Source organism: Algibacter sp. AS12, from assembly GCF_046736315.1.
GTDB lineage: Bacteria > Bacteroidota > Bacteroidia > Flavobacteriales > Flavobacteriaceae > Algibacter_B > Algibacter_B amylolyticus.
Genome location: NZ_CP151841.1, coordinates 130,857 through 151,263 on the forward strand (window position 1 = coordinate 130,857; position 20,407 = coordinate 151,263).

Annotated in this window: 16 protein-coding genes; 2 read left to right on the forward strand and 14 right to left on the reverse strand. The window is 33.8% G+C overall.

The window, feature by feature from the left end; genetic code table 11:
- Positions 1-2: 2 nt before the first annotated feature.
- Positions 3-3,158: a SusC/RagA family TonB-linked outer membrane protein gene (locus AAFN75_RS00485; RefSeq protein ID WP_411807759.1), complete on the reverse strand. Its 3,156-nt coding sequence runs from the start codon at positions 3,156-3,158 to the stop codon at positions 3-5.
- Between the two features lie 675 nt (positions 3,159-3,833).
- Here AAFN75_RS00485 and AAFN75_RS00490 point away from each other — a divergent pair.
- Complete coding sequence (locus tag AAFN75_RS00490; protein WP_411809301.1) at positions 3,834-5,168, forward strand: exonuclease domain-containing protein; 1,335 nt, start codon at positions 3,834-3,836, stop codon at positions 5,166-5,168.
- Positions 5,169-5,177: 9 nt separating this feature from the next.
- Here the strand turns inward: AAFN75_RS00490 and AAFN75_RS00495 are convergent, their stop codons facing one another.
- Together AAFN75_RS00495 and dinB are read right to left on the reverse strand one after the other, a co-directional pair.
- Positions 5,178-8,138, reverse strand: coding sequence for a DNA polymerase III subunit alpha (locus AAFN75_RS00495; protein ID WP_411807760.1), 2,961 nt, complete (start codon positions 8,136-8,138; stop codon positions 5,178-5,180).
- Positions 8,138-9,352: a DNA polymerase IV gene (gene dinB, locus AAFN75_RS00500; RefSeq protein WP_411807761.1), complete on the reverse strand. Its 1,215-nt coding sequence runs from the start codon at positions 9,350-9,352 to the stop codon at positions 8,138-8,140. The genes AAFN75_RS00495 and dinB overlap by 1 nt, the downstream gene beginning before the upstream one ends.
- Positions 9,353-9,404: 52 nt before the next feature.
- Here dinB and AAFN75_RS00505 point away from each other — a divergent pair, with 52 nt between their 5' ends.
- Positions 9,405-10,181 (forward strand): XRE family transcriptional regulator, encoded by a 777-nt coding sequence (locus AAFN75_RS00505; protein WP_411807762.1) that lies wholly within the window; start codon positions 9,405-9,407, stop codon positions 10,179-10,181.
- Positions 10,182-10,279: 98 nt separating this feature from the next.
- Here AAFN75_RS00505 and AAFN75_RS00510 read toward each other — a convergent pair whose 3' ends face one another.
- The 11 genes from AAFN75_RS00510 to AAFN75_RS00560 all read right to left on the reverse strand — a co-directional run bounded on the left by AAFN75_RS00510 (position 10,280) and on the right by AAFN75_RS00560 (position 20,406).
- Entirely contained in the window at positions 10,280-10,708 is a 429-nt protein-coding gene (locus AAFN75_RS00510) for a GNAT family N-acetyltransferase (RefSeq protein ID WP_411807763.1), read from the reverse strand.
- 64 nt (positions 10,709-10,772) lie between these two features.
- A complete protein-coding gene (locus AAFN75_RS00515) occupies positions 10,773-12,728 on the reverse strand; it encodes a cytochrome c biogenesis protein CcdA (protein ID WP_411807764.1) in 1,956 nt (651 codons plus the stop codon).
- Between the two features lie 368 nt (positions 12,729-13,096).
- On the reverse strand, positions 13,097-13,921 hold the full coding sequence (locus tag AAFN75_RS00520) for a universal stress protein (RefSeq protein WP_411807765.1): 825 nt from the start codon (positions 13,919-13,921) through the stop codon (positions 13,097-13,099).
- 9 nt (positions 13,922-13,930) lie between these two features.
- A complete protein-coding gene (locus tag AAFN75_RS00525) occupies positions 13,931-14,320 on the reverse strand; it encodes a hypothetical protein (RefSeq protein ID WP_411807766.1) in 390 nt (129 codons plus the stop codon).
- Between the two features lie 9 nt (positions 14,321-14,329).
- The gene (locus AAFN75_RS00530; RefSeq protein ID WP_411807767.1) at positions 14,330-14,749 is read right to left on the reverse strand and encodes a hypothetical protein; all 420 of its coding nucleotides are present in this window, start codon (positions 14,747-14,749) and stop codon (positions 14,330-14,332) included.
- Positions 14,750-14,759: 10 nt separating this feature from the next.
- A complete protein-coding gene (locus AAFN75_RS00535) occupies positions 14,760-15,179 on the reverse strand; it encodes a GreA/GreB family elongation factor (RefSeq protein ID WP_411807768.1) in 420 nt (139 codons plus the stop codon).
- 93 nt (positions 15,180-15,272) lie between these two features.
- Positions 15,273-15,635, reverse strand: a complete 363-nt coding sequence (locus tag AAFN75_RS00540) for a hypothetical protein (RefSeq protein WP_411807769.1) — start codon at positions 15,633-15,635, stop codon at positions 15,273-15,275.
- 276 nt (positions 15,636-15,911) lie between these two features.
- The gene (locus tag AAFN75_RS00545) at positions 15,912-17,240 is read right to left on the reverse strand and encodes a sigma-54-dependent transcriptional regulator (protein ID WP_411807770.1); all 1,329 of its coding nucleotides are present in this window, start codon (positions 17,238-17,240) and stop codon (positions 15,912-15,914) included.
- A 3-nt stretch (positions 17,241-17,243) separates the two neighbouring features.
- The gene (locus AAFN75_RS00550) at positions 17,244-18,338 is read right to left on the reverse strand and encodes a sensor histidine kinase (RefSeq protein ID WP_411807771.1); all 1,095 of its coding nucleotides are present in this window, start codon (positions 18,336-18,338) and stop codon (positions 17,244-17,246) included.
- On the reverse strand, positions 18,331-18,936 hold the full coding sequence (locus AAFN75_RS00555) for an HPP family protein (protein ID WP_411807772.1): 606 nt from the start codon (positions 18,934-18,936) through the stop codon (positions 18,331-18,333). Before AAFN75_RS00555 ends, AAFN75_RS00550 begins: the two co-directional genes overlap by 8 nt.
- A 324-nt stretch (positions 18,937-19,260) precedes the next feature.
- Complete coding sequence (locus AAFN75_RS00560) at positions 19,261-20,406, reverse strand: alpha-hydroxy-acid oxidizing protein (protein ID WP_411807773.1); 1,146 nt, start codon at positions 20,404-20,406, stop codon at positions 19,261-19,263.
- Between the last annotated feature and the right edge of the window lies 1 nt (position 20,407).

Sequence of the window (20,407 nt, forward strand, 5' to 3'; positions counted from 1 at the left end):
AATTAAAAATTAATTGTTACTCCTAAATTCACCCTTTTAAATATTGGATAATTCCCTCTATATTCAGATTGATTACCCACATTCTCTTCCCTATCATCAGGAAGATCAGACCAAAATGCTAAATTATTACCGTTTAAAAATACTCTGTATTGACTACCTTCATCTGAACCAAACGTGTATGCAACCTCCATATTTTGTAATCTTACAAAAGAAGCGTCGTACCAATTTCTATACGAATCGGCAGCTCCCGAAGCGCCGCCATAACCTGGAAGAATTTCTACTCCGTTAGGGTTATCTACACTCCAGTAATCTGATTTTTCCTCAAAAAATAATGGTGTGCTAGCTGCAAATGTTCTGTCTTGAAACTCTTTTGTTGTATTGCTAACACCATAAAATTGAACCATGAATGAAAAATTCTTATAGTCTGCCCCTAAATTAAGGTTATATGTATTTTGTGGTCGTGTTGGATAACCATAAGGTACATCATCGTCGCCATTAATTATACCATCACCGTTATAATCAATAGTATCATAAGATCCTGGTCTTACAGAACCTTGGTTATTTTCTAAAGGCGATGATCCATAAACATCATCCCAGGTTTGCAGCATTTCACCTCTAATAGCCGTTGTATTTTGACCTATTGGATAACCTGCTGCTTTCTGGTAATCTAATTTTAACTCTGGATCTTCTTTAAACAAAATCTCGTCCTTAGCATTGGCATAAGCAAAGTTTGCCGATACATTCCAATTATCTGTTAAACGCTTTTTAAAATTTAGGGCAAGTTCCATACCTCTAACTCTTGTTTTACCAAGGTTTACATCGGCAGGATCAAAACCAAAGAAAGAAGGAACACTTCTAGACTCGGTAGGGATTATAATATCGTATCGTTTTTCTTGAAATAAATCCAAATCTACAGTAAACATATTATTAAAGAGTCCCAATTCAAAACCTATATTAGCTTTTTCTGAAGTTTCCCATTGTAAATCAGGATTACCAATTACTAACTCTTTATACGTAGTATATGGCGATGGATTACTCCAAAGATCTGCATTGTTCATATACGAAGTACCACCACTTCCCCATTGAGACAGGTAAGAATATCTATTTCCAGCTTGATCATCACCAACAATACCAAAAGAACCACGTAGCTTAAGCTTATTTACCCACGATACGCTTTCCATAAAGGATTCGTTACTAATAGTCCAACCTACTGCCGCAGAAGGGAAAAAGTCGAATTTATATCCTGGTCCAAATTTCTCAGAACCATTGTAAGCACCGTTTACATCTATAAAGTATCGATTATCATAATTATAAACTAATCTAGCAACCCAATCTTCTCTATATCTAGGTGCTTTATAAACATCGCCATCACCATACTCTTCTCTATTCATTAAAGTTAAAAGCCCTACAGTATGCTTATCAAATGTTTTATCATAGTTTAATGAAAACTGATAAAATAATCTTCTGGTAGTTTGCCAATCTTGTATTTGCAATGAATTTCTTGTCCAAGGTTGTACCACATAATCAAATTGATTAGTTCCTTGTGGCGTAACTATTTGTTCAGATCCATCAGTAAGGTAAACTTTATAAATTACGTTATCGCCTCCAGAAGGGCCACCTTCATAAACACCAGCTTCTCCTCTAAAATTATTATCGTAAGATAAAGACGCTTTCGCGGAAAGACCTTCTGTAATAAAATCTAGTTTTTGGGTAAGTATAAAATCTGTATTTACTTGAACTCTATGATTTTTAGTAGCACCTTTAGCTGAAAGTAATACGGCAGGATTTGCAAGCTCGTAATTTTCAACAACTGTACGTCCGTAAGTTCCATCAGGATAAATAGGATAGAATAAACTAGGTGCTAAATTATAAATACTACTATAAAGCAATTGATTGTCTGCTTCGTTACCGTTTTGAATACCATAATGCCCGGAAAGGTTTACAGATAAACGTGTGTTTTTCGAAATATCGAAATCTATATTACTTCTAAAGTTAAAACGATCATAATCAAAACTAGGCGCGTAATCTCTTCCATTATCAAAAGAAGCGCCATCAAATATATCTCCTACATGTTGATAACCAAGTCCACCAAAATACTTTACAGTTTCTGTACCACCGCGTACCGAAAGGTTTACCTTATGGTCCATTGCAAAATCTTTTTGAGTAACATCTACCCAGTCTACGTTAGGATATACATAGCGATCAGTTTCACTTGTTGGGTTTCTATATCTATCTACAATATTTACTGGGGTATAATCTCCCCAAGCACCTTCATTAATAGAAACCACACGTTCTATAGCCTCATTAACCGTTGAAATAGCATCATAAGAATCATATTTCTGTGGTAATTTTGATGGCGATTTCATTGTAGAACTAGCACTAACAGAAAGTTGAGCTTTTCCTGTTTTTCCTCGTTTCGTAGTAATAAGAATTACACCATTACCACCTTTTACACCAAATACCGCCGTTGCAGAAGCATCTTTAAGAATAGAGATGGTTTCAATATCATTAGAGTTAACATCATTCATGGTTCTTTCAATACCATCAACAAGAATTAATGGTTGTCCGCTACCATTCCAGCTACTTTGCCCTCGAATATATATTTTTGGACTTTCATCTCCTGGACGGCCAGAAGAAGATACTGTTACAACACCTGGCATACGCCCTGTTAATGCTTGACCAACGGTAGATACACCACCAGACTGCAATATTTCTTCTCCAGTAACTTGCACGATAGATGCTACAACACTTTCTTTCCTTTGCTTTCCATATCCAACAATAACAATCTCTTCAAGAGCAGCAGTTTCTGCAACCATTACAATATTAATATCTGTACGACCATTAACATTTATAGTTTGGGTAGCAAAACCAACATAACTCGCTACTAATTTTGCGTTTTTTGGCACATTAATAGTAAAGTTACCATCAAAATCGGTCATTACACCATTTGTGGTTCCTTCTTGAAGGATATTAGCTCCTATTACAGGACCTAACTCTGCCTCTGTAATTGTACCTGTTACAGTAATGATCTCTTGAGGATTTGTTTGAGCCAAAACAGTTAGTTGGGAAATAAAAAGCAGTAATACAAAGAGCCTTGTTTTAAGAACGTACTTAAAACTGAAATCAGGCTGTTTTGTGTAAGGATTTTGTTTTTTCATCTCTAAAATCTGGTTGATACTTGTTTTTAATTGGAAGTATTAAGTAAAAAAGATTTTGCACTTTATATCTTAATATGCTCCAACTCTAACTAATATATTAACATTATTTTATTATTCTTTTAACAATTACTCTAAATAGTTTAGTAAAAACATGTTTTATGCAATAACTAAAAAAATAACACTTAATTTCTTACAAAAACCCGCTTTACATCCTACAAAATTTCAAATAGATATGAAGCATTATTTATAAGTACATTACAATATTACAAAAAAAAAATGTAAAAAATACATTTATTAATAATATTGACTTATTTACAATAAAAAGTCAAGCTAAAAAACATCTACACACCCCAGTAAAACTAATAATTCGGTTAAAAGTTAAATTTAAAAAAATATATGTTTTAAAATCTTTTTTATATGCAGAAAAACTATTTTAACACAACTTATACTACCCTAAAATACTTAGAAAAATTAAGGTAAGAATTTAAGCTCGAACTATACAAACAGTAAGTGTTTAGCTCAATAATTACATAACCTAGTAAATGACCATGGATGGGCTACAGATTGACTCTTGTAGGCTTTTTACTGTTAAATATTTTTATTATTTATTTAAGCGTCTTAACAAACATTCAATAATAAGTTTAATAACTTACACCCTTAATAAATTGCGCAAAAATTATGTACACAATTATAGATGTAGAGACTACGGGGCAAGGCAATAAACTTACCGAAATATCTATTTTTAAATTTGATGGGGCTGAAATTATTGACGAATTCACATCCTTAATAAACCCAGAATCCCATATTCCAGATTACATAACAGCATTAACAGGTATTGATAACGCCATGGTTGCCCATGCTCCTACTTTTCATGAACTTGCCGAAGCCATTTTAAAAATTACCGAAAACACCATTTTTGTAGCGCACAACGTAAACTTCGATTATAACGCCATTCGTAACGAGTTTAAAGCGATTGGCATGGAATTTAACCGAAAAAAACTGTGTACAGTTAGGCTTTCTCGGAAGTTGATTCCGGGACATAAATCGTATAGCTTAGGCAAAATTTGTACGGATTTGGGTATAAATATTAATGGCAGGCACCGTGCTCGTGGTGATGCCGAAGCTACCGTTATCCTTTTTGAAATGCTACTAAAAGCTGAAAATGCCGAAACCGTTTTTGATAGTTTTCTAAAAAAATCGTCTAAAGAAGGGACTTTACCTCCACATTTACCAAACGCCGTGTTTAACGCTATACCAAACAGCCCTGGTATTTATTATTTTAAGAACAAAAAAGGGAAAGTTATTTATGTTGGTAAAGCTAAAGATTTAAAAAAGCGTGTGTTGGGGCATTTTTATAACAAATCGGAAAAAGAATTAAACCTTTGCCGAGAAACTGCCGATATAGATTTTGAATTATCTGGTAGCGAACTTATTGCTCTTTTAATGGAAGACGCCGCAATTAAACACTACTACCCCGAGTACAACCAAGCCTCGAAAAGAAAACCTAAAGCCTACGCTGTTTTTAGTTTTGAGGACCGCAAAGGCATTACCCATTTAGCATACAATACCTTAAAAGCAACACCTAATCCTTTGCTTATTTTTTACAATATTACCGAGTGTAGACAGTTTTTAGAGCGTTTATGCATGCAGTTTGAGTTATGCCCTAAATACTGCCACTTACAAGAAGGTGTTAGCCAATGCTCGCATTTTGCAATTAAAACATGTAAAGGTATTTGTTTTGATAACGAACCTGTTAACACATACAACCAACGTGTAAAAAACGCGATACAACACGCTATAGAAACGTCTCAAAACAAATTGATTAAAGAAAAAGGACGCCATCCAGAGGAAGATGCCTTTGTACTTATTAAAAATGGTGTGTATTTAGGCTACGGCTTTGTTGAAAACACAGCACAAATAACCAACGAAACAGAACTTGAAGCTTATTTAATACCACAACAAGATAATGCAGATGTTTGGCGCGTGCTAAGGAAACGACTGATGCAATAAGTCTTTTTTTTAAGTCTCACCTCTAGGATCTGGTAACAACGATAGTTTTTTTGTCCATTGAATATCTACACTACAAAAACCAAACTCTTCTGATATTTTACCGCAACAGGCGTACACACCCAAACCGTTTATAGGATATTTTTCTACTACATTATGAAAATGTACGGTATCGAAATAATGACCTTCTTGGTCTACAAACGTACAAAAGCGCATACGTTTGCCGTTGGATCCTTTATGAAACCTTGTGTTTACAAGTACACCATATAGCAATACTATTTTATTAACGTATAGATTCATGGTTTTGGCTTTAATATGATCATAAAAAGCATCGCTTACTAAATCGAAATAATTACAAAGCGGAAAACCGAGTAGTTCCATTTGATCATAAGTATCTTCAATCCATGTCGTTTTTAAACTTGGTAAATTAAACTGTTTATGCTTTGGCTTAAATAATTTTGATTGTGTTGTTTTAGCTTTATGGGCATTTAATTTAAAAATAGCCTGCCATAACAATTCGGTTTTAGGTTGTTTTGTAAACCTAAAGGCATCAATTCTAATAAGTATAGTCAACTGCTCGATGCTAATAGATACTCTATCTATAAAATCGTCTAACGATTTAAAACCACCATTAAATTGCCGTTCTGTTAACAACCGTTTTATAGTGAGAATTTCTAAGCTTTTTAAGTAGCCAAAACCTAAATAAATAGTTTTGCCACTTATGGTATTAGGATGCTCACTGCTATTAACGCAAGGTGCTTCAATAATACCGCCACACATTCTTGCTTCGTGTATATAATGTTCGGGACTATAAAAGCCGCCTCCATTATTTAAAACAGCCACCATAAACTCTAAAGGAAAATAACATTTAAGGTATAAACTTTGGTAACTTTCAACCGCGTAAGATGCCGAATGCCCTTTAGCAAAAGCATAACCCGCAAAACTTTTTATTTGGTTCCAAACCTCGAAGGTAAGCGCATCTGGATAACCTCTAGCTTTACAATTATTAATAAATTTTTCTTCTACGGCTGTAAATTCTGCTCTCGACCTAAATTTACCACTCATACCACGCCTTAATACATCGGCTTCACCCAAATCTAAACCAGCAAATTTATTGGCTACTTTTAGCACATCTTCTTGATACACCATAATACCATAGGTTTCAGGCATAATTTCTAAAAGTATGGGGTTTGCTTCTTTGCGTTTTTCAGGATAACGTTGCCTAATAATAAACTCCTTTTTCATGCCCGAACCAGAAACACCTGGTCGTATTATAGAGCTAGCCGCCACCAAACCAATATAATCTTGGGTTTGTAGTTTTTGCATTAAACCTCGCATTGCTGGAGATTCTACATAATACGCGCCAATGGCTTTACCTTGTTTTAAAAGCGCGTTGATATTGGGGTCGTTTTTAAATTTTTCAACCTGGGTAATATCTATGGGTGGTAATTCGGGTCTGTTATATTTTACAATATCTATGGTGTCTTTTATTTTTGCCAAACCACGTTGTCCTAAAATATCGAACTTAAAAACGCCAACATCTTCGGCTATAATCATATCAAACTGTACCGTTGGAAAACCTTTTGGTGGCAAATTGGTAGCCGAATAATAATGTATGGGTTTATCTAAAATTAACACACCACAGGAGTGCACACTTAAATGATTGGGAAACCCTTTTATTAAATCGCCGTATTTTAAAACAAGTTGCGAAATTTCATCTAATTTATTCTGCCCATATTTATCTGCACTTAGCTTATCAATTTCTTCTTTTGGCAACCCAAATACTTTTCCTAACTCTCTAACTACCGCTCTATATTTAAAGGTGTTATAGGTTGCTAATAGCGATACGTTTATAAATCGTTTAAAAATATAATTGGTAACATCTTCACGCTCTTTCCAAGAAAAATCAATATCAAAATCTGGTGGCGATGCTCTAAATGGGTTAATAAACCGCTCAAAATATAAGTCTAATTCTATGGGGTCGACATCAGTTATTCCTATAATATAAGCTACAATACTATTCGCACCACTACCTCGCCCTACATGCACGTAGCCTTTACTTTTTGAGTAGCTAACAATATCGTAATTAATTAAAAAGTAAGACACAAAATCCATTTGTCTTATCGTTTTTAATTCTGTTTCTAACCTGGTTTTTACCTTAGCATCTGGTTTACTATAGCGTTTATGCAAATTATCGTTACAGAGTTTCACTAAAAACTGATAATCTTCCTCTTTTGAATTAAGATATATACTTTGGTTTTGAGATACTCGATCTTTTCCAAAGGCAAAATTAATATGGCAACTATCTAATAGTTTTTCTGTGTTTAAAATGATATTTGGATATTCGGCATATAGGTTTCGTAAATTATCTGCACTAAACATAACATCGTGTTCTCCACACTCTTCAGTTTTTTGCAGCTTACTTAAAAGCGTATTATTATCTATGGCACGCAATAAACGATGCGCATTAAAATCGCGTTTATTTCTTATGGTAACTTGCTGCTGAATGACTAATTTATTGGTATACGACTTATAATTTGAAAACGGTAATTTTTTAAGTTCGGCCACCGAAACACCAATAAACTCATTATCCTGAAACACTTCTTTTTCTAGTTGCATAACACGCTCCAAAGGATAAATAATATAAGTATCCTTTAAAACAGGAGCTAGTTCTGGCAGTGCTGTTTTAGTATGCTCGTACCCCGACAAAAAGCTATTTAATTCTTGAAACCCTAAATTAGTACTAGCTAAACCTACATACAATTGCTTAGCGCCATTTCTAAAATCGATACCAATTACAGGTTTTATATTAAACGCTTGAGATTGTCTAATAAAATTTAAGCATGCCGATGTGTTATTAATATCAGTTAATGCCAATGTAGTTACACCATTTTCTTTAGCGAGCATTAATAAATCGACTTCAGAAAACGTACCATATCGCAACGAATAATATGAATGACAATTAATATACATTATTGTTTACGGTGTGCTAATATTATAGGCGGATCGCCATTAAATGGATTTTGAGAGCTTGCCACCGACTTAGCACCAATAGATGCTGCTTTTTGAATACTTAACGCTCCATAACGACTACGAATAGTATCTAGAGCATTATAAAGATTCAGCATTTCTTCGGTATCATCAAATAAATTAATTTGGTAATTGCCACTAACCAAATTGCTAATTTTTACGCCAACAAGACGAATTAACAAACGCCGTTGGTATAGTTTATTAAACAACTCCAACACTCTAGGAATAATAACATGGTCGGCACTGGTGTAAGGGATATTAACCTGCTTAGAATAGGTGTTAAAATCTGAATATCTAATTTTAACACTAATACATGCAGCCAACTTATTGCCTTGTCGTAATTGGTATGCTAGGTTTTCGGCCATAGCAAAAATGGTGGTGCGTAGCTTAACCATATCAATAGTATCTTTAGTAAAAGTGCGCTCTATAGATATCGATTTTCGTTCATGGTAAGGAATTAAAGGTGGGTTATCAATACCATGAGCGCGTTTCCAGATGGTAACACCATTTACACCTAATACACTGCGTAACATCTCTACAGGCATTTGCTGTATAACACGCACTTTATCAATACCCAAGTTTCGCAGAATTTGATACGTTTTATCGCCTACCGATGGTATTTTTTTTATGGATAATGGTGCTAAAAACGATTTCTCAAAACCATGGTCTATTCGTAATTGATTGTTGGGTTTAGCTTCTCCTGTAGCTACTTTCGAAACTATTTTATTAGCCGATAAACCAAAGGAAATAGGCAAGCCTGTTTCCTTTATAATGGTGTGTCTTAATTCTGAAGCATATTTGTAACTACCAAAAAACTTATCCATACCACTTAAATCTGCATAAAACTCATCGATACTGGCTTTTTCAAAAACAGGTGCTTTTTCTTTGATTATCTCTGTAACCAAATGCGAATGCTTTGTATAAATTGATGAATTGCCTCGTATTACAACCGCCTCCGGACACAAACGTTTTGCCATACGCATAGGCATACCAGAATGCACACCAAAACGCCTAGTTTCGTAACTGCATGCTGCCACCACGCCTCTATCGCCTGTACCACCAACTAATAATGGACGCTTTTGTAACCGGCTATCAATTAGGCGTTCGCATGACACAAAAAAGGTGTCTAAATCCAGATGTAAAATATTTTTTTTCACACCACAAAATTAACTACATATTTAAGTAATTATTGCTTACATTTGTAGTATTATGAGTTTTATATCAAAAAACATTAAACATTTAAGAGGGCTTAAAAAGCTATCTCAAGAAGGCCTTTCGGAAGAGTTAAAGGTTAGTCGTTCGCGCATAGGCTCTTACGAAGAAAGTCGTTCGGCACCAACTATAGAATTTCTAATTAAACTATCCGATTATTTTAAAATACCTATTGATATTTTACTAAGAAATGATTTAACTAAAGCCAAAGATTTTTCGTTTATAGAATTAAATAACCAGCGTGTTTTATTCCCGATAGCTGTTGATAGCGACAATGAAAACCTAATAGAAGTTGTTCCTGTAAAAGCATCGGCGGGATATTTATCAGGTTATGATGACCCTGAGTATATTGAACAACTTCAAAAAATAAAATTGCCCTTCTTACCTACAGGAAAACACCGTGCATTTCCTATTAAAGGCGACTCTATGTTACCCATGAAAGATGGCTCGTTTGTTATTGGTCGTTTTGTTGAAAACAGAAGTGAAATACAAAGCGGAAAAACCTATGTGCTTATTACTTTAAATGATGGTATGGTTTATAAGCGTGTTATGAATAATATTGACTTTAACGGTGAGTTATTTTTAATATCAGACAATAAAACCTATAACGGCTATAGCGTACCTATTGATGAAGTTCTAGAACTTTGGGAGTTTACTTGTAGCATTAATACACAAGAATACACCGAAGAAGAATTAAAAATAAGCAGTATTTTAGGTATGTTTAATGAATTGGGAGTCGAGCTAAAAGCGCTTGAGAAAAGTTTAAAACAATAGTCTAATTAGAACAAAGATCACTTCGCTTTTAGAATTAAGAACCAAGACTTAGTGCTGTTATAAAACATAGTTTACCACAACAACATTGGTTTTTAAAACTAACTCTTTGTTAATCTGTACACATTGGTTTCTCTTTTTACAAAACCTATTTTTTGGTATAACTTATTGGCTGCTACACGCTCTGGACTAGATGTTAAATTAACACTATTTATATTTTTATCAAACGTATAATCTATAGCAAATTCGGTTAATGCCTTACCAACACCTTTACCTCTTGCTGCACCATCTACAACAACATCTTCAATCCAAACCTTATTTCCTGTTGGAATTTTAGTAAATACTAAGGTTAATGTACCTAATATTTTATCCTCCTCTTCGGCCACAAAAAGCACCGTATTTTCAGATTTAATAATAGCCTCTAAATCTTCTTTTTCTGGTAAAACGCAACTTGAAGAAAGTTGTGGTATTAAGCTTTTAAAGGCATTAAGAATTTTATCGGTTACTGTTACAAGCTCATAAATTTCCATAGCTATAAATTTAGGTTTATTTGATTACTAAAGAACGGATTTAAAACTACAAAACTAAATCATTCTACTTTTTAAAGTTAGAAATACCTGTTTCTAGCCATTTATTATACACCTCAGCATCTGGCGTATACGCTACAGGATCTATTAAATTATTTTCAGAATGATCCATTAACACATAAAATGGTTGCGAATTCGTTTTGTATTTAATGGTTTGTAATTCACTCCATTTCTGACCAATATATTTTAGTTTTTTTCCTGGTTTTAGTTTAGACTCCACAACATCATCTGCATCCAACTTTCTCTTATCATCTACATATAGCGAAATAAGAACCACATCGTTTTTCAACTTTTTTAGAATATTAGGTTTTACCCAAACATTTTGTTCCATTTTTCTGCAATTTACACAAGCATGACCGGTAAAATCAATCATAACTGGCTTTCCTACTTTTTTAGCATAAGCCAAACCTTTATCGTAATCGTTAAATGCTAAAATATTATGTGGTGGCATAAGGTGAGCGCCATCAGGAATATCGCCATGAGCACCGGCAGACGCCACACCAACACCGTAAGGCGACTCGCTATAATGCTGCGGTGGTGGAAATGCACTTATTAAATTAAGTGGCGCGCCCCAAAGCCCAGGAATCATATAAATAGTAAATGCTAAAACAATAAGCCCTAAACTTAAACGCCCTACCGAAATATGTGATAATGGCGAATCGTGAGGTAGCTGTATTTTACCAAAAAGGTAAAAGGCCAAAGCTCCAAATATGGCAATCCAAATGGCTATAAACACTTCGCGCTCTAACCAATGTAATTGTAAAACTAAATCGGCATTCGATAAAAATTTAAATGCTAAGGCTAACTCCAAAAATCCTAAAACAACTTTTACTGTATTTAACCAACCACCAGATTTTGGTAACGAATTTAACCAACCCGGAAAGGCTGCAAATAAGGCAAATGGTAAGGCTATAGCTAACGAAAAACCAAGCATACCTACAATTGGTCCTATTTGACTTCCTCCAGAAGCAGCTTCAACCAGCAAAGTACCTACAATTGGTCCCGTACACGAAAAAGATACTATAGCTAACGCCAACGCCATAAAAAAGATGCCAATTAAGCCTCCTCTATCTGCTTGAGAATCCACTTTATTAGCCCAAGAATTTGGTAACATAATTTCGAAGGCTCCTAAAAATGACACAGCAAATATTATTAATAAAACAAAGAAAATAATATTAAACCACACGTTGGTTGATAAGGCATTTAGTGCATCGGCACCAAAAATTAAACTGACCAATATACCTAACAAAACATAAATTGCAATAATTGAAATACCATAAATAATGGCGTTTCTAATGCCTACTGCTTTATTTTTACTTTGCTTTGTAAAAAAGCTAACCGTCATTGGAATCATTGGAAAAACACATGGTGTTAATAAGGCTGCAAACCCGGAAAGAAACGCAATAAAAAAGATAGACCAAATGCCCTTTTCTGAACTAGAATCGATTGCTTGAGACACCTCTTTTTGTACCTTTTCGGTAGTAGCGGCTATATTAGTATCTGTTGCTGCGGTAGCTTCGGAAAGCTTAAATTCTAAATCGACTTCGGTTGGTGGTAAACAACGTGCATCATCACAAACCATAAACTCCACAAATGCTTGCACTGTTGAAACATCTCCCTTTACATTAATTTTTTGTTTGAAGATTGCCGTGTTTTCAAAAAACTTGATAGTCATTTCGAAAACAGGATCGTTAACGGTATGCCCTTTTCCTTCTGAGGTATTACCTACTAACTGAATTTGCCCTTCGCTATCATCAAAAGTAAATGTTGTAGGTATCGGACCATCTTGTGGTACGTTTTGCGAATACAAATGCCAACCAGAATCTATTGTTGCTTTTGATATTAACACATATTCTGTATCTGCTATTTTTTCGACCGAAGTTGACCATTTTACTGGTTCTAAAACTTGCGAACGCCCTACAAAGACAGTTAACAGTGCGAAAAATAAAAATAGGTTCCTCATTATTTAATTTATCATTATTTAACTTTAGAATTGAATTTTACTTCAAAACCATAAAATTACAAATTGTAAATGTACCAATTGTAACATTGTTTACACTTCTTTTCGATTCAATTTGGAAACAATAGTCTCTAAATAGACTTTAAACTAACACTAAAACAGAGAATTTTATAGCTAATTACTACGACATACCTAAATCGCTAAGCCACAATTAGGAGCCACTTTATCTAGGGTTATAAAAAATGAAACACCCAAGACTCAACCTCTTGGGTGCTTTCTTGAAACATAACATAAGAATCAAGTTTCAATACAACTAAAAAAAATTAACTAAATTTATTCAATCCTATAAATACCAATACCTCATATTTGGATTATTGGTGAATGGCTAAAACAGGATTTTTACTTATTTTCTCTAAAACCGAAATAGCCTTAGATTGTGTTAACCCAATTTTACGTAGTAAACCAGGTTTTTTATCTGTTATGCACATAATACTATTAAGGTGTGTTATGGCATAATCCTTTATACTCCTAGAGGCTTTCATATACTCCACTTGAACTGAGCTGTTAGGGAATTTCTCTAAGTGACTAACAAACAATTTTAAGTTGTTTTTCACTTCAGCCGTTATGCTTTCTTCTTCATCTAAAACCAAAATATTTATACCGCAATTGGTGTTGCTTAAAATATTTAAAAACGCATCTACCTCTGCCGTTCTTAAAACTTGTTTAAAAGTTGACGTTATGGTTAAATTTAATTTTTTATGAATTGATGCCGCCGATGGCACTATTAATATGGGGCATGCTCTTACTTTATCAATTATTACTTTAACTTGTTTACTAACTACAACCTCACCCTTAAGCATAATTAAATCTACACCAATTTCTTTAACTTGTTTTTCAATGCCTTCAACCAAACTAGCATACTCAGAAATAACATGATAGCTATGTTTTATGTTACCCTTGTCGCCTGTAAACCGTTCTAACAACTCACCTAAATGCTGTAAGGATTCTTCTTTAGGTTTGTCAAACCAATCATCTTCTGCCTGAAGCATTTCAATAGCATTTAAACCATGAGAATCGTAAGAATAGGTGTTTAGAAAATAAAAAGCACATGTTTCATTTTTAAAGAGCTTCATAGTATAATCAATGGCTTGATAACTATTTTGCGAAAAATCTGTTGGAATTAAAATCTTTTTCATGGCTTTATATTATTTACGTTGATATCGCATCAACAATTTATAAATGTGTTTTTTAAACGCGCTGTACTCCTCTATTAAGAGCATATACCGCTCACGTTTCTTTTCATGCACTTTAGCACGAGCTACATCATAGTCCGTTTTTCCATATTCCCATTCGTCTTTTAATTCCTGATTGTATTTACAGAATAAAGCCATGCTTAAAACATTTTTTCGCCGTAGTGCTTTAATTAAATTAGACACCGAAGCATTATGTATAAGCTGCTTTTCTAAAATGTGGCAACTATCTAGTTCGTTATTAAATTCCTCTAATGTATACATCCATAGATTTAATTCTTTTAAATCTTTTTGGATACAAAGTCGCCTTTGATTATCTATTTTATGTAATAAAACGGAGCTCAAAATTTGGCCTTAAATTGGCTTTAAAAGTGAAAACTCGTCGTGTACTTCTTTAAAAAATTCATCTTTCACCCTTCTGTATTTATCTAAATGATAGAGATAACTACGGCGGTAACTTTCGTGTTCTGTAATGTATACCATATCGCATTGCATATCATCGCACTCTATTATTTTAGTACGCTTCATGGCATATCCGTTTAGCGCATTAAGTAGCGTTTTATTTTCTTCTTGCTTTTTAACTAATCGGTTTAAAATACGGTCGCCATCTAATTTTTCGTTTAACCGGATGCCATATATTCCAATAAGATTAGTAAGCTCCTTTTCTATGTAGGTTAAATGATTAATCCAGTTATCCAATTCCATAGTATTGATTTTATGTGCTATATCCACATCAGAATCATCTTTAAATATTTTTTCTCTATCAATTTTCATAATACAGGTTTTAGATAACTGGATTTAAATCTTTAAAAGTCTCTTCTTGCTCTACTTTTACTATTTTTAGTTGCTGCTTACCAGTAGGAAAATCCCATAAAATGGTATCCCCTTCCGAATAGCCAAGTAAGGCTGCTCCCATGGTTGCCAAAACAGATATTTTATTTTTACCTACATCTTTATTTTTTGGAGCCACAACCTGAAATGTTTTTTCCAAGCCATTATCAAAAATCAATGTAACCTTACTGTTTAAGCGAATAACATCTTTAGGCATTTCGGCATTATCAATAATATGTGCTTCCTTAAGTTCTTCACTAAGTTTTCGTAATGATTTTTTTGTTTCAAAATCGCATGAATACCCAGTGATATTAAGAATCTGTTTTACGTAAACAAACTCCTTTTTTTCTAGTATTAAACTGCCGTATCTCATCTTTATAAAATATTATTAAACAAACACTTATTAAGTAAAAGTGCCCAAAAACACAATTTTTAATGGGTTTTAGAGCTAAATCCTTTTAATGAATTATAATTTAATTTCGTTTGCAGCTAAAGCCTTTTCAAAATTAATTGTAACAGTATTTACTGTATTAAAAAAGCGTTTACCGTCTTTACGTTTTACATCTATTTTAGTTACTCCATTTTTGGTATCGCCTACGTTAGTTACAACGACCTCTTCACCTAAAGCACCTTTATAATTGGCTATTCCGCCTCTTTTAATTATAAAATTAGCTCGTGGAAATTTAATGTGTTTGTACTCTGATGTTGAAGGGTTACCAATTTCAATTACATCTCCTTTTTCTACGGCTACAGAATTACTATTAACATCTTGGGCATTCATAGTTAAAACACCTAAACCAATAACTGTTGCTAAAACATACTTTCTCATAAATAACTTGTTTTTAAAATTAAACTTTAATTAACTTTTGGATAGTTTAAAGTGATCTTTAACTATTTTATTAAAATCACTTTTACACTAACCAAACTCCTAATACCAAAGGCAAAAGATGTACCCAAAAACAAATTAAACGCGTTTAAAAACAAAGAAACCCTTTATTTAAAAGGGTTTACAAGATGTTAAACTAAATAGCTTAAAAAGTAATGGTGGTACAAAATTTCCCGATTGAAGAAAAATGTACCACCATTAAACCAGTTAGTTAGTTAGTTAGTTAGTTAGTTTTTGCCGAAGCGTTTTTCTATCTATTTGAAGAATTTTTGCTGCCTTAGTTTTATTATTACCGGAGGCACGAAGCACTTTTTCTATATATTTTTTTTCAATAACCTTTAGAGGCTGCAAAGTGTCGTCTGAAAACTCTAAGGTATATTTAATATGCTCGGGTAAATGCTCGACACCAATAACCTTATCGCACATAATTACGGCACGCTGTATTATGTTTTCTAATTCCCTAATGTTCCCAGGCCAGTTATAACGTTTTAAAACATCTAAAGCTTCAGGAGTTATTTTAATAAATCGGTCTTTATATTCTACGCCGTATTTAAACAAGAACTTATCTACTAGCAAAGGTATGTCGTCCTTACGCTCTTTTAAGGCTGCAATATCAATCTCTATAACGGTTAGCCTATAAAACAAATCGTCTCTAAAGGTTTGGTTACCTATCATTTCTCGCAAGTCGCTATTTGTTGCGGCAATAATTCTAACATCAATTTTTTCTGCCTTTTGGGCACCTACTTTAACCACCTCTTTTTCTTGTAAAACACGTAAAAGTCTGGCTTGTACTGCCAAGGATGCATTTCCTATTTCATCTAAAAAAATAGTTCCGCCATTGGCTGCCTGAAAAAATCCATTTCTATTAGTATCTGCCCCTGTAAACGCCCCTTTTAAATAGCCAAATAATTCGGCCTCAAGTAAATTTTCAGGTATTGCACCACAGTTTACAGTAATAAAAGGAGCTCTAGCAAATTTACCTTGATAGTGAATAGCCCGAGCCACAAGCTCTTTACCCGTGCCACTTTCTCCTTTAATTAATACTGTGGCTTTATTATCTTTAATGCGTTCAATAATTTGAATGACATCATTAATTTTTTCTGAATTACCAATAATTTCGCCGTATGCTTTGTTTTTTTCTTCGGAAAGCACAATGGTTTTATCACGTTTTTCTTCCGTGATAGACATGGAATTATCTATAGCTTCTTTTAATTCGTTTTTGGTGAATGGTTTTGTTAGATAATCGACCGCTCCAGATTTAATAGCCGAAAGGGAATCTTGAACCGATGGATAGCCTGTAACCACCAATTTTGGTAATTTAGGATAATGTTCTGAAACAAATTTTATTAGCTCAAACCCATCAATTTCGGGCATTTTTAAATCGGTAATAAGTAAATCTATTTTAGTATCGCGTAAAATAGTAACCGCCTCTTTTACCGAAACCGCTTTATAAGAATGATAATTCCAGGATTGTAAATGACGTTGTAATAATTCTAAAATATCGATATCATCATCTACAATAAGTATGTTTTCTTTACGTAATTGCATATTTTACATTTTTGGTAAAGTCACCGTAAACACAGCGCCTTTGTCTCGATTATTTCCTGCTACAATAGATCCTTTGTGCGATGCAACAATACCATGCACAACGCTTAAACCTAGTCCGGAGCCATCCTCCATAGGTTTTGTAGTAAAAAAGGGTTGAAATATTTTCTCTAAATCATCTGGTGTGAGTCCTTTGCCTTCATCAGAGATTTTTAATACAACATTTGTCTTTTTCTGAAATGCTTCAATAGTAACTACACCTTCTTTTGGTGAAAAATAAATAGCGTTAATTAACAAGTTAAAAATTATTTGAGTAAGTTGAATAGGATCTGCTTTTAGCCATAATTCTTCCTCACTAATTTTAATAGCATATTTAATATTCTCCTTTCTGAAAGTAGCATCCAGCAAATTAATAGCACTTTTTATATTTGGAACCAAGTTAACCTGCTTCTTTTCTTGAGGCATCTTACAAGAAAAGAACAATAGTTTTTTTAAAACTTCTCTTGAAAAAATAGCATTATCTATAATCTTATTTAAATCTGAAGCTACTTTTTTATCGCCTTCCAAATCCGATTTCAATAACTCTGCAAACCCTAATATGTTAGCTAAAGGCGTATTAAGCTCATGAGCAATTCCTGCTGTAATTTCACCCAAAATACTTAAACGATCGGCATGTTCCATTTGCCTTTTTAAAGAAGTTTCGCTTTTTTGAATTTCAATACGCTCTAGTAAATTACCAACCTTTAATGCTACGTTATCTAGTAATTGCTGTTCTTCTTTTAAAAAATCATCCTGGGTTAAATTGGCTCCATTTAAACTTGCTATAATTTTACCTTTTGGCTCGTTAAAAACTCGAATATTAGATTCAATTTTAGGACGCCCTTCTGTAAGCGCATTGGTGCAAATTACTAATTCGCCATTACCCACTAATATATCGGTAGCATCCGGATATAAAAAGGCTTTTTTTAAACTAAAAGCGAACGCCTTTAAAACATTTTCAATCGATTCGAGTTCTGCACCTTCTATGATTGACGATATTTCGTAAAGGCATGTTAACTCCTTTATACGCTCTTTTAATGCCTCTTCAGTTTCTTTACTCATTTCTTTTTTTAGTTCTAAAAACTCGTGTTAGCCTGCTGTTTGTTGGGTAACTTCTATATTGTGTTAAATTATTAAAAATAAGTGCTACAACAAATAATATTATTGTTCCGCTTAAAACTGGGGTTAATACATATAAATACCCCAAAGCTGTTATTTTTTCTGTACCTATAACAGCAATAAGCGCCGTTGCACCACCAGGAGGATGTAAGGTACGGGTTACTTGCATTACTACAATAGATAAAGCTACTGCCAATGGTGCCGATAACCAAATTACATTAGGCAAATATTTATAGACAGTTACACCTATTATTGCCGATATTACTTGACCTCCAATAAGATTTCGAGGTTGCGCTAGCGGACTCTGTATGGCTCCAAACACCAATACACTAGTGGCACCAAAAGAACCAATTAAAAGTATATTTTCTAACCTGTTAAACTGCTGGGATTGAATAAAAGCAATAAAACCTATGCCAATAAACGCCCCTAAAAAGGACCAAAATTGCTCGCGAACATCAAGAGCTGTTTCCTTATAAACTACATATTTTGTGATTCTAAAATTCCGATTTGCCTTTTCTACAATTGCCTTTCTTTTACTCATTGTTGCTTTCTGAAAATTTTATTTTAAAGTGATTATACCATTTTACAAAACACAGATGTACATAAATTCAAAGCTTATGCCCAATTTGAAGCACATTTCTATTTATTAATTGACCTCCCGATTTCAGCCACTTAACGAATAAATAAAAATTTAATACAAATCTTATTTTGAGACCTATTTACTCAATCGGGTAATTATTACCCAATTTAAAAATTAATATTTATATAAAAGAGAAACCCAAGACATTTAGCCTTGGGTTTCTCATATTTAATACTAGACATAAGCTAATATAACAACTGCTTATGCTTTTAATACCTTAAATCTTTAAATTAAATGATTTGGTAAGTCCTCTACCTTTTCGCAACATACTTGCTCCATAACCTGCTGAAACTCTCTTTTCATTAAGGAAATGGTATGATCGCCACCTTGTTTCCCCAAAGCTCCAACGCCATACATAAACGTACGACCCATAAACGTAAATTCAGCACCACTAGCCATAGCACGTGCTATATCTGGACCGCCACGCAGACCAGAATCTACCATAATTTTAATTTGACCTTTATACTTTTTAGCCAAGTGTGTCATTGGCACAATAGTAGATTGCCCTGCATCTAATTGGCGACCACCATGATTTGATACAATTAAACCATCAACACCTAGCTCAATAGCCTTTTGAGTATCTTGTTCACTTACAACACCTTTAATAACTAATTTCCCTTTCCATTGGTCTCTAATAGACGTAATTCTATCGGTATTAAGACGGCCTGAAAATGTAACATCCATGAATTCCCCTAATTTCTTCAGGTTTAATCCTTTTGGCATATAAGGCTCTAAAGTTTTAAACGCTGGTTGCCCATGAATTAAGGTTTGAATAGCCCAATCTGGCTTTTTAAAGACTTCAAGAATATTTTTAACACTCATTGTTGGTGGCATAGCCAATCCATTTCTAACATCTCTTGGTCTGTATCCAAAAGTAGGCACATCGGCTAAAATAACCAACACATCTGTTCCTGCTGCTGCAGATCGATCTAGTAAATCTCTTTTTACTTTCTCTTCGGCTGGATGGTATAATTGAAACCAAGATTTACCTTCAGTAATTTCTGCAATACGCTCAATACTAGAGGTTGTTACCGTACTTAAAATAAACGGTACATTATGCTCCACGGCTGCTTTTGCCAAAATTTCTGGTGCATTTGGCCACATTAAACCTTGTAAACCAACTGGAGCAATTCCAAAAGGTGCATCATAGGTATGCCCAAACAATTCGGTTTTTAAATTCGATTTATCAAACTTCGATAAATATTGTGGCATCAATTCAATTTTCTGAATATCAGACCGGTTTTTATCTAAATTAATGTCCTCATTACAACCTCCATCCAAATACTCAAAAGCAAACTTTGGCATTTTAACCATGGCTCTTTTTCTCAAATCCGTAACCGATGGATATTTAGGGTTTATTGTTAATTTCATG

Bases quoted from the DNA above. Each gene is read 5' to 3' on its own strand.
- AAFN75_RS00550 (WP_411807771.1), bottom strand. From the start codon at position 18,338: ATGAGTAAAGAAACTGAAGAGGCATTAAAAGAGCGTATAAAGGAGTTA.
- AAFN75_RS00505 (WP_411807762.1), top strand. From the start codon at position 9,405: ATGAGTTTTATATCAAAAAACATTAAACATTTAAGAGGGCTTAAAAAG.
- AAFN75_RS00540 (WP_411807769.1), bottom strand. From the start codon at position 15,635: ATGAGAAAGTATGTTTTAGCAACAGTTATTGGTTTAGGTGTTTTAACT.
- AAFN75_RS00485 (WP_411807759.1), bottom strand. From the start codon at position 3,158: ATGAAAAAACAAAATCCTTACACAAAACAGCCTGATTTCAGTTTTAAG.
- AAFN75_RS00545 (WP_411807770.1), bottom strand. From the start codon at position 17,240: ATGCAATTACGTAAAGAAAACATACTTATTGTAGATGATGATATCGAT.
- AAFN75_RS00495 (WP_411807760.1), bottom strand. From the start codon at position 8,138: ATGTATATTAATTGTCATTCATATTATTCGTTGCGATATGGTACGTTT.
- AAFN75_RS00535 (WP_411807768.1), bottom strand. From the start codon at position 15,179: ATGAGATACGGCAGTTTAATACTAGAAAAAAAGGAGTTTGTTTACGTA.
- AAFN75_RS00520 (WP_411807765.1), bottom strand. From the start codon at position 13,921: ATGAAAAAGATTTTAATTCCAACAGATTTTTCGCAAAATAGTTATCAA.
- AAFN75_RS00510 (WP_411807763.1), bottom strand. From the start codon at position 10,708: ATGGAAATTTATGAGCTTGTAACAGTAACCGATAAAATTCTTAATGCC.
- AAFN75_RS00530 (WP_411807767.1), bottom strand. From the start codon at position 14,749: ATGAAAATTGATAGAGAAAAAATATTTAAAGATGATTCTGATGTGGAT.
- AAFN75_RS00560 (WP_411807773.1), bottom strand. From the start codon at position 20,406: ATGAAATTAACAATAAACCCTAAATATCCATCGGTTACGGATTTGAGA.
- AAFN75_RS00555 (WP_411807772.1), bottom strand. From the start codon at position 18,936: ATGAGTAAAAGAAAGGCAATTGTAGAAAAGGCAAATCGGAATTTTAGA.
- AAFN75_RS00515 (WP_411807764.1), bottom strand. From the start codon at position 12,728: ATGAGGAACCTATTTTTATTTTTCGCACTGTTAACTGTCTTTGTAGGG.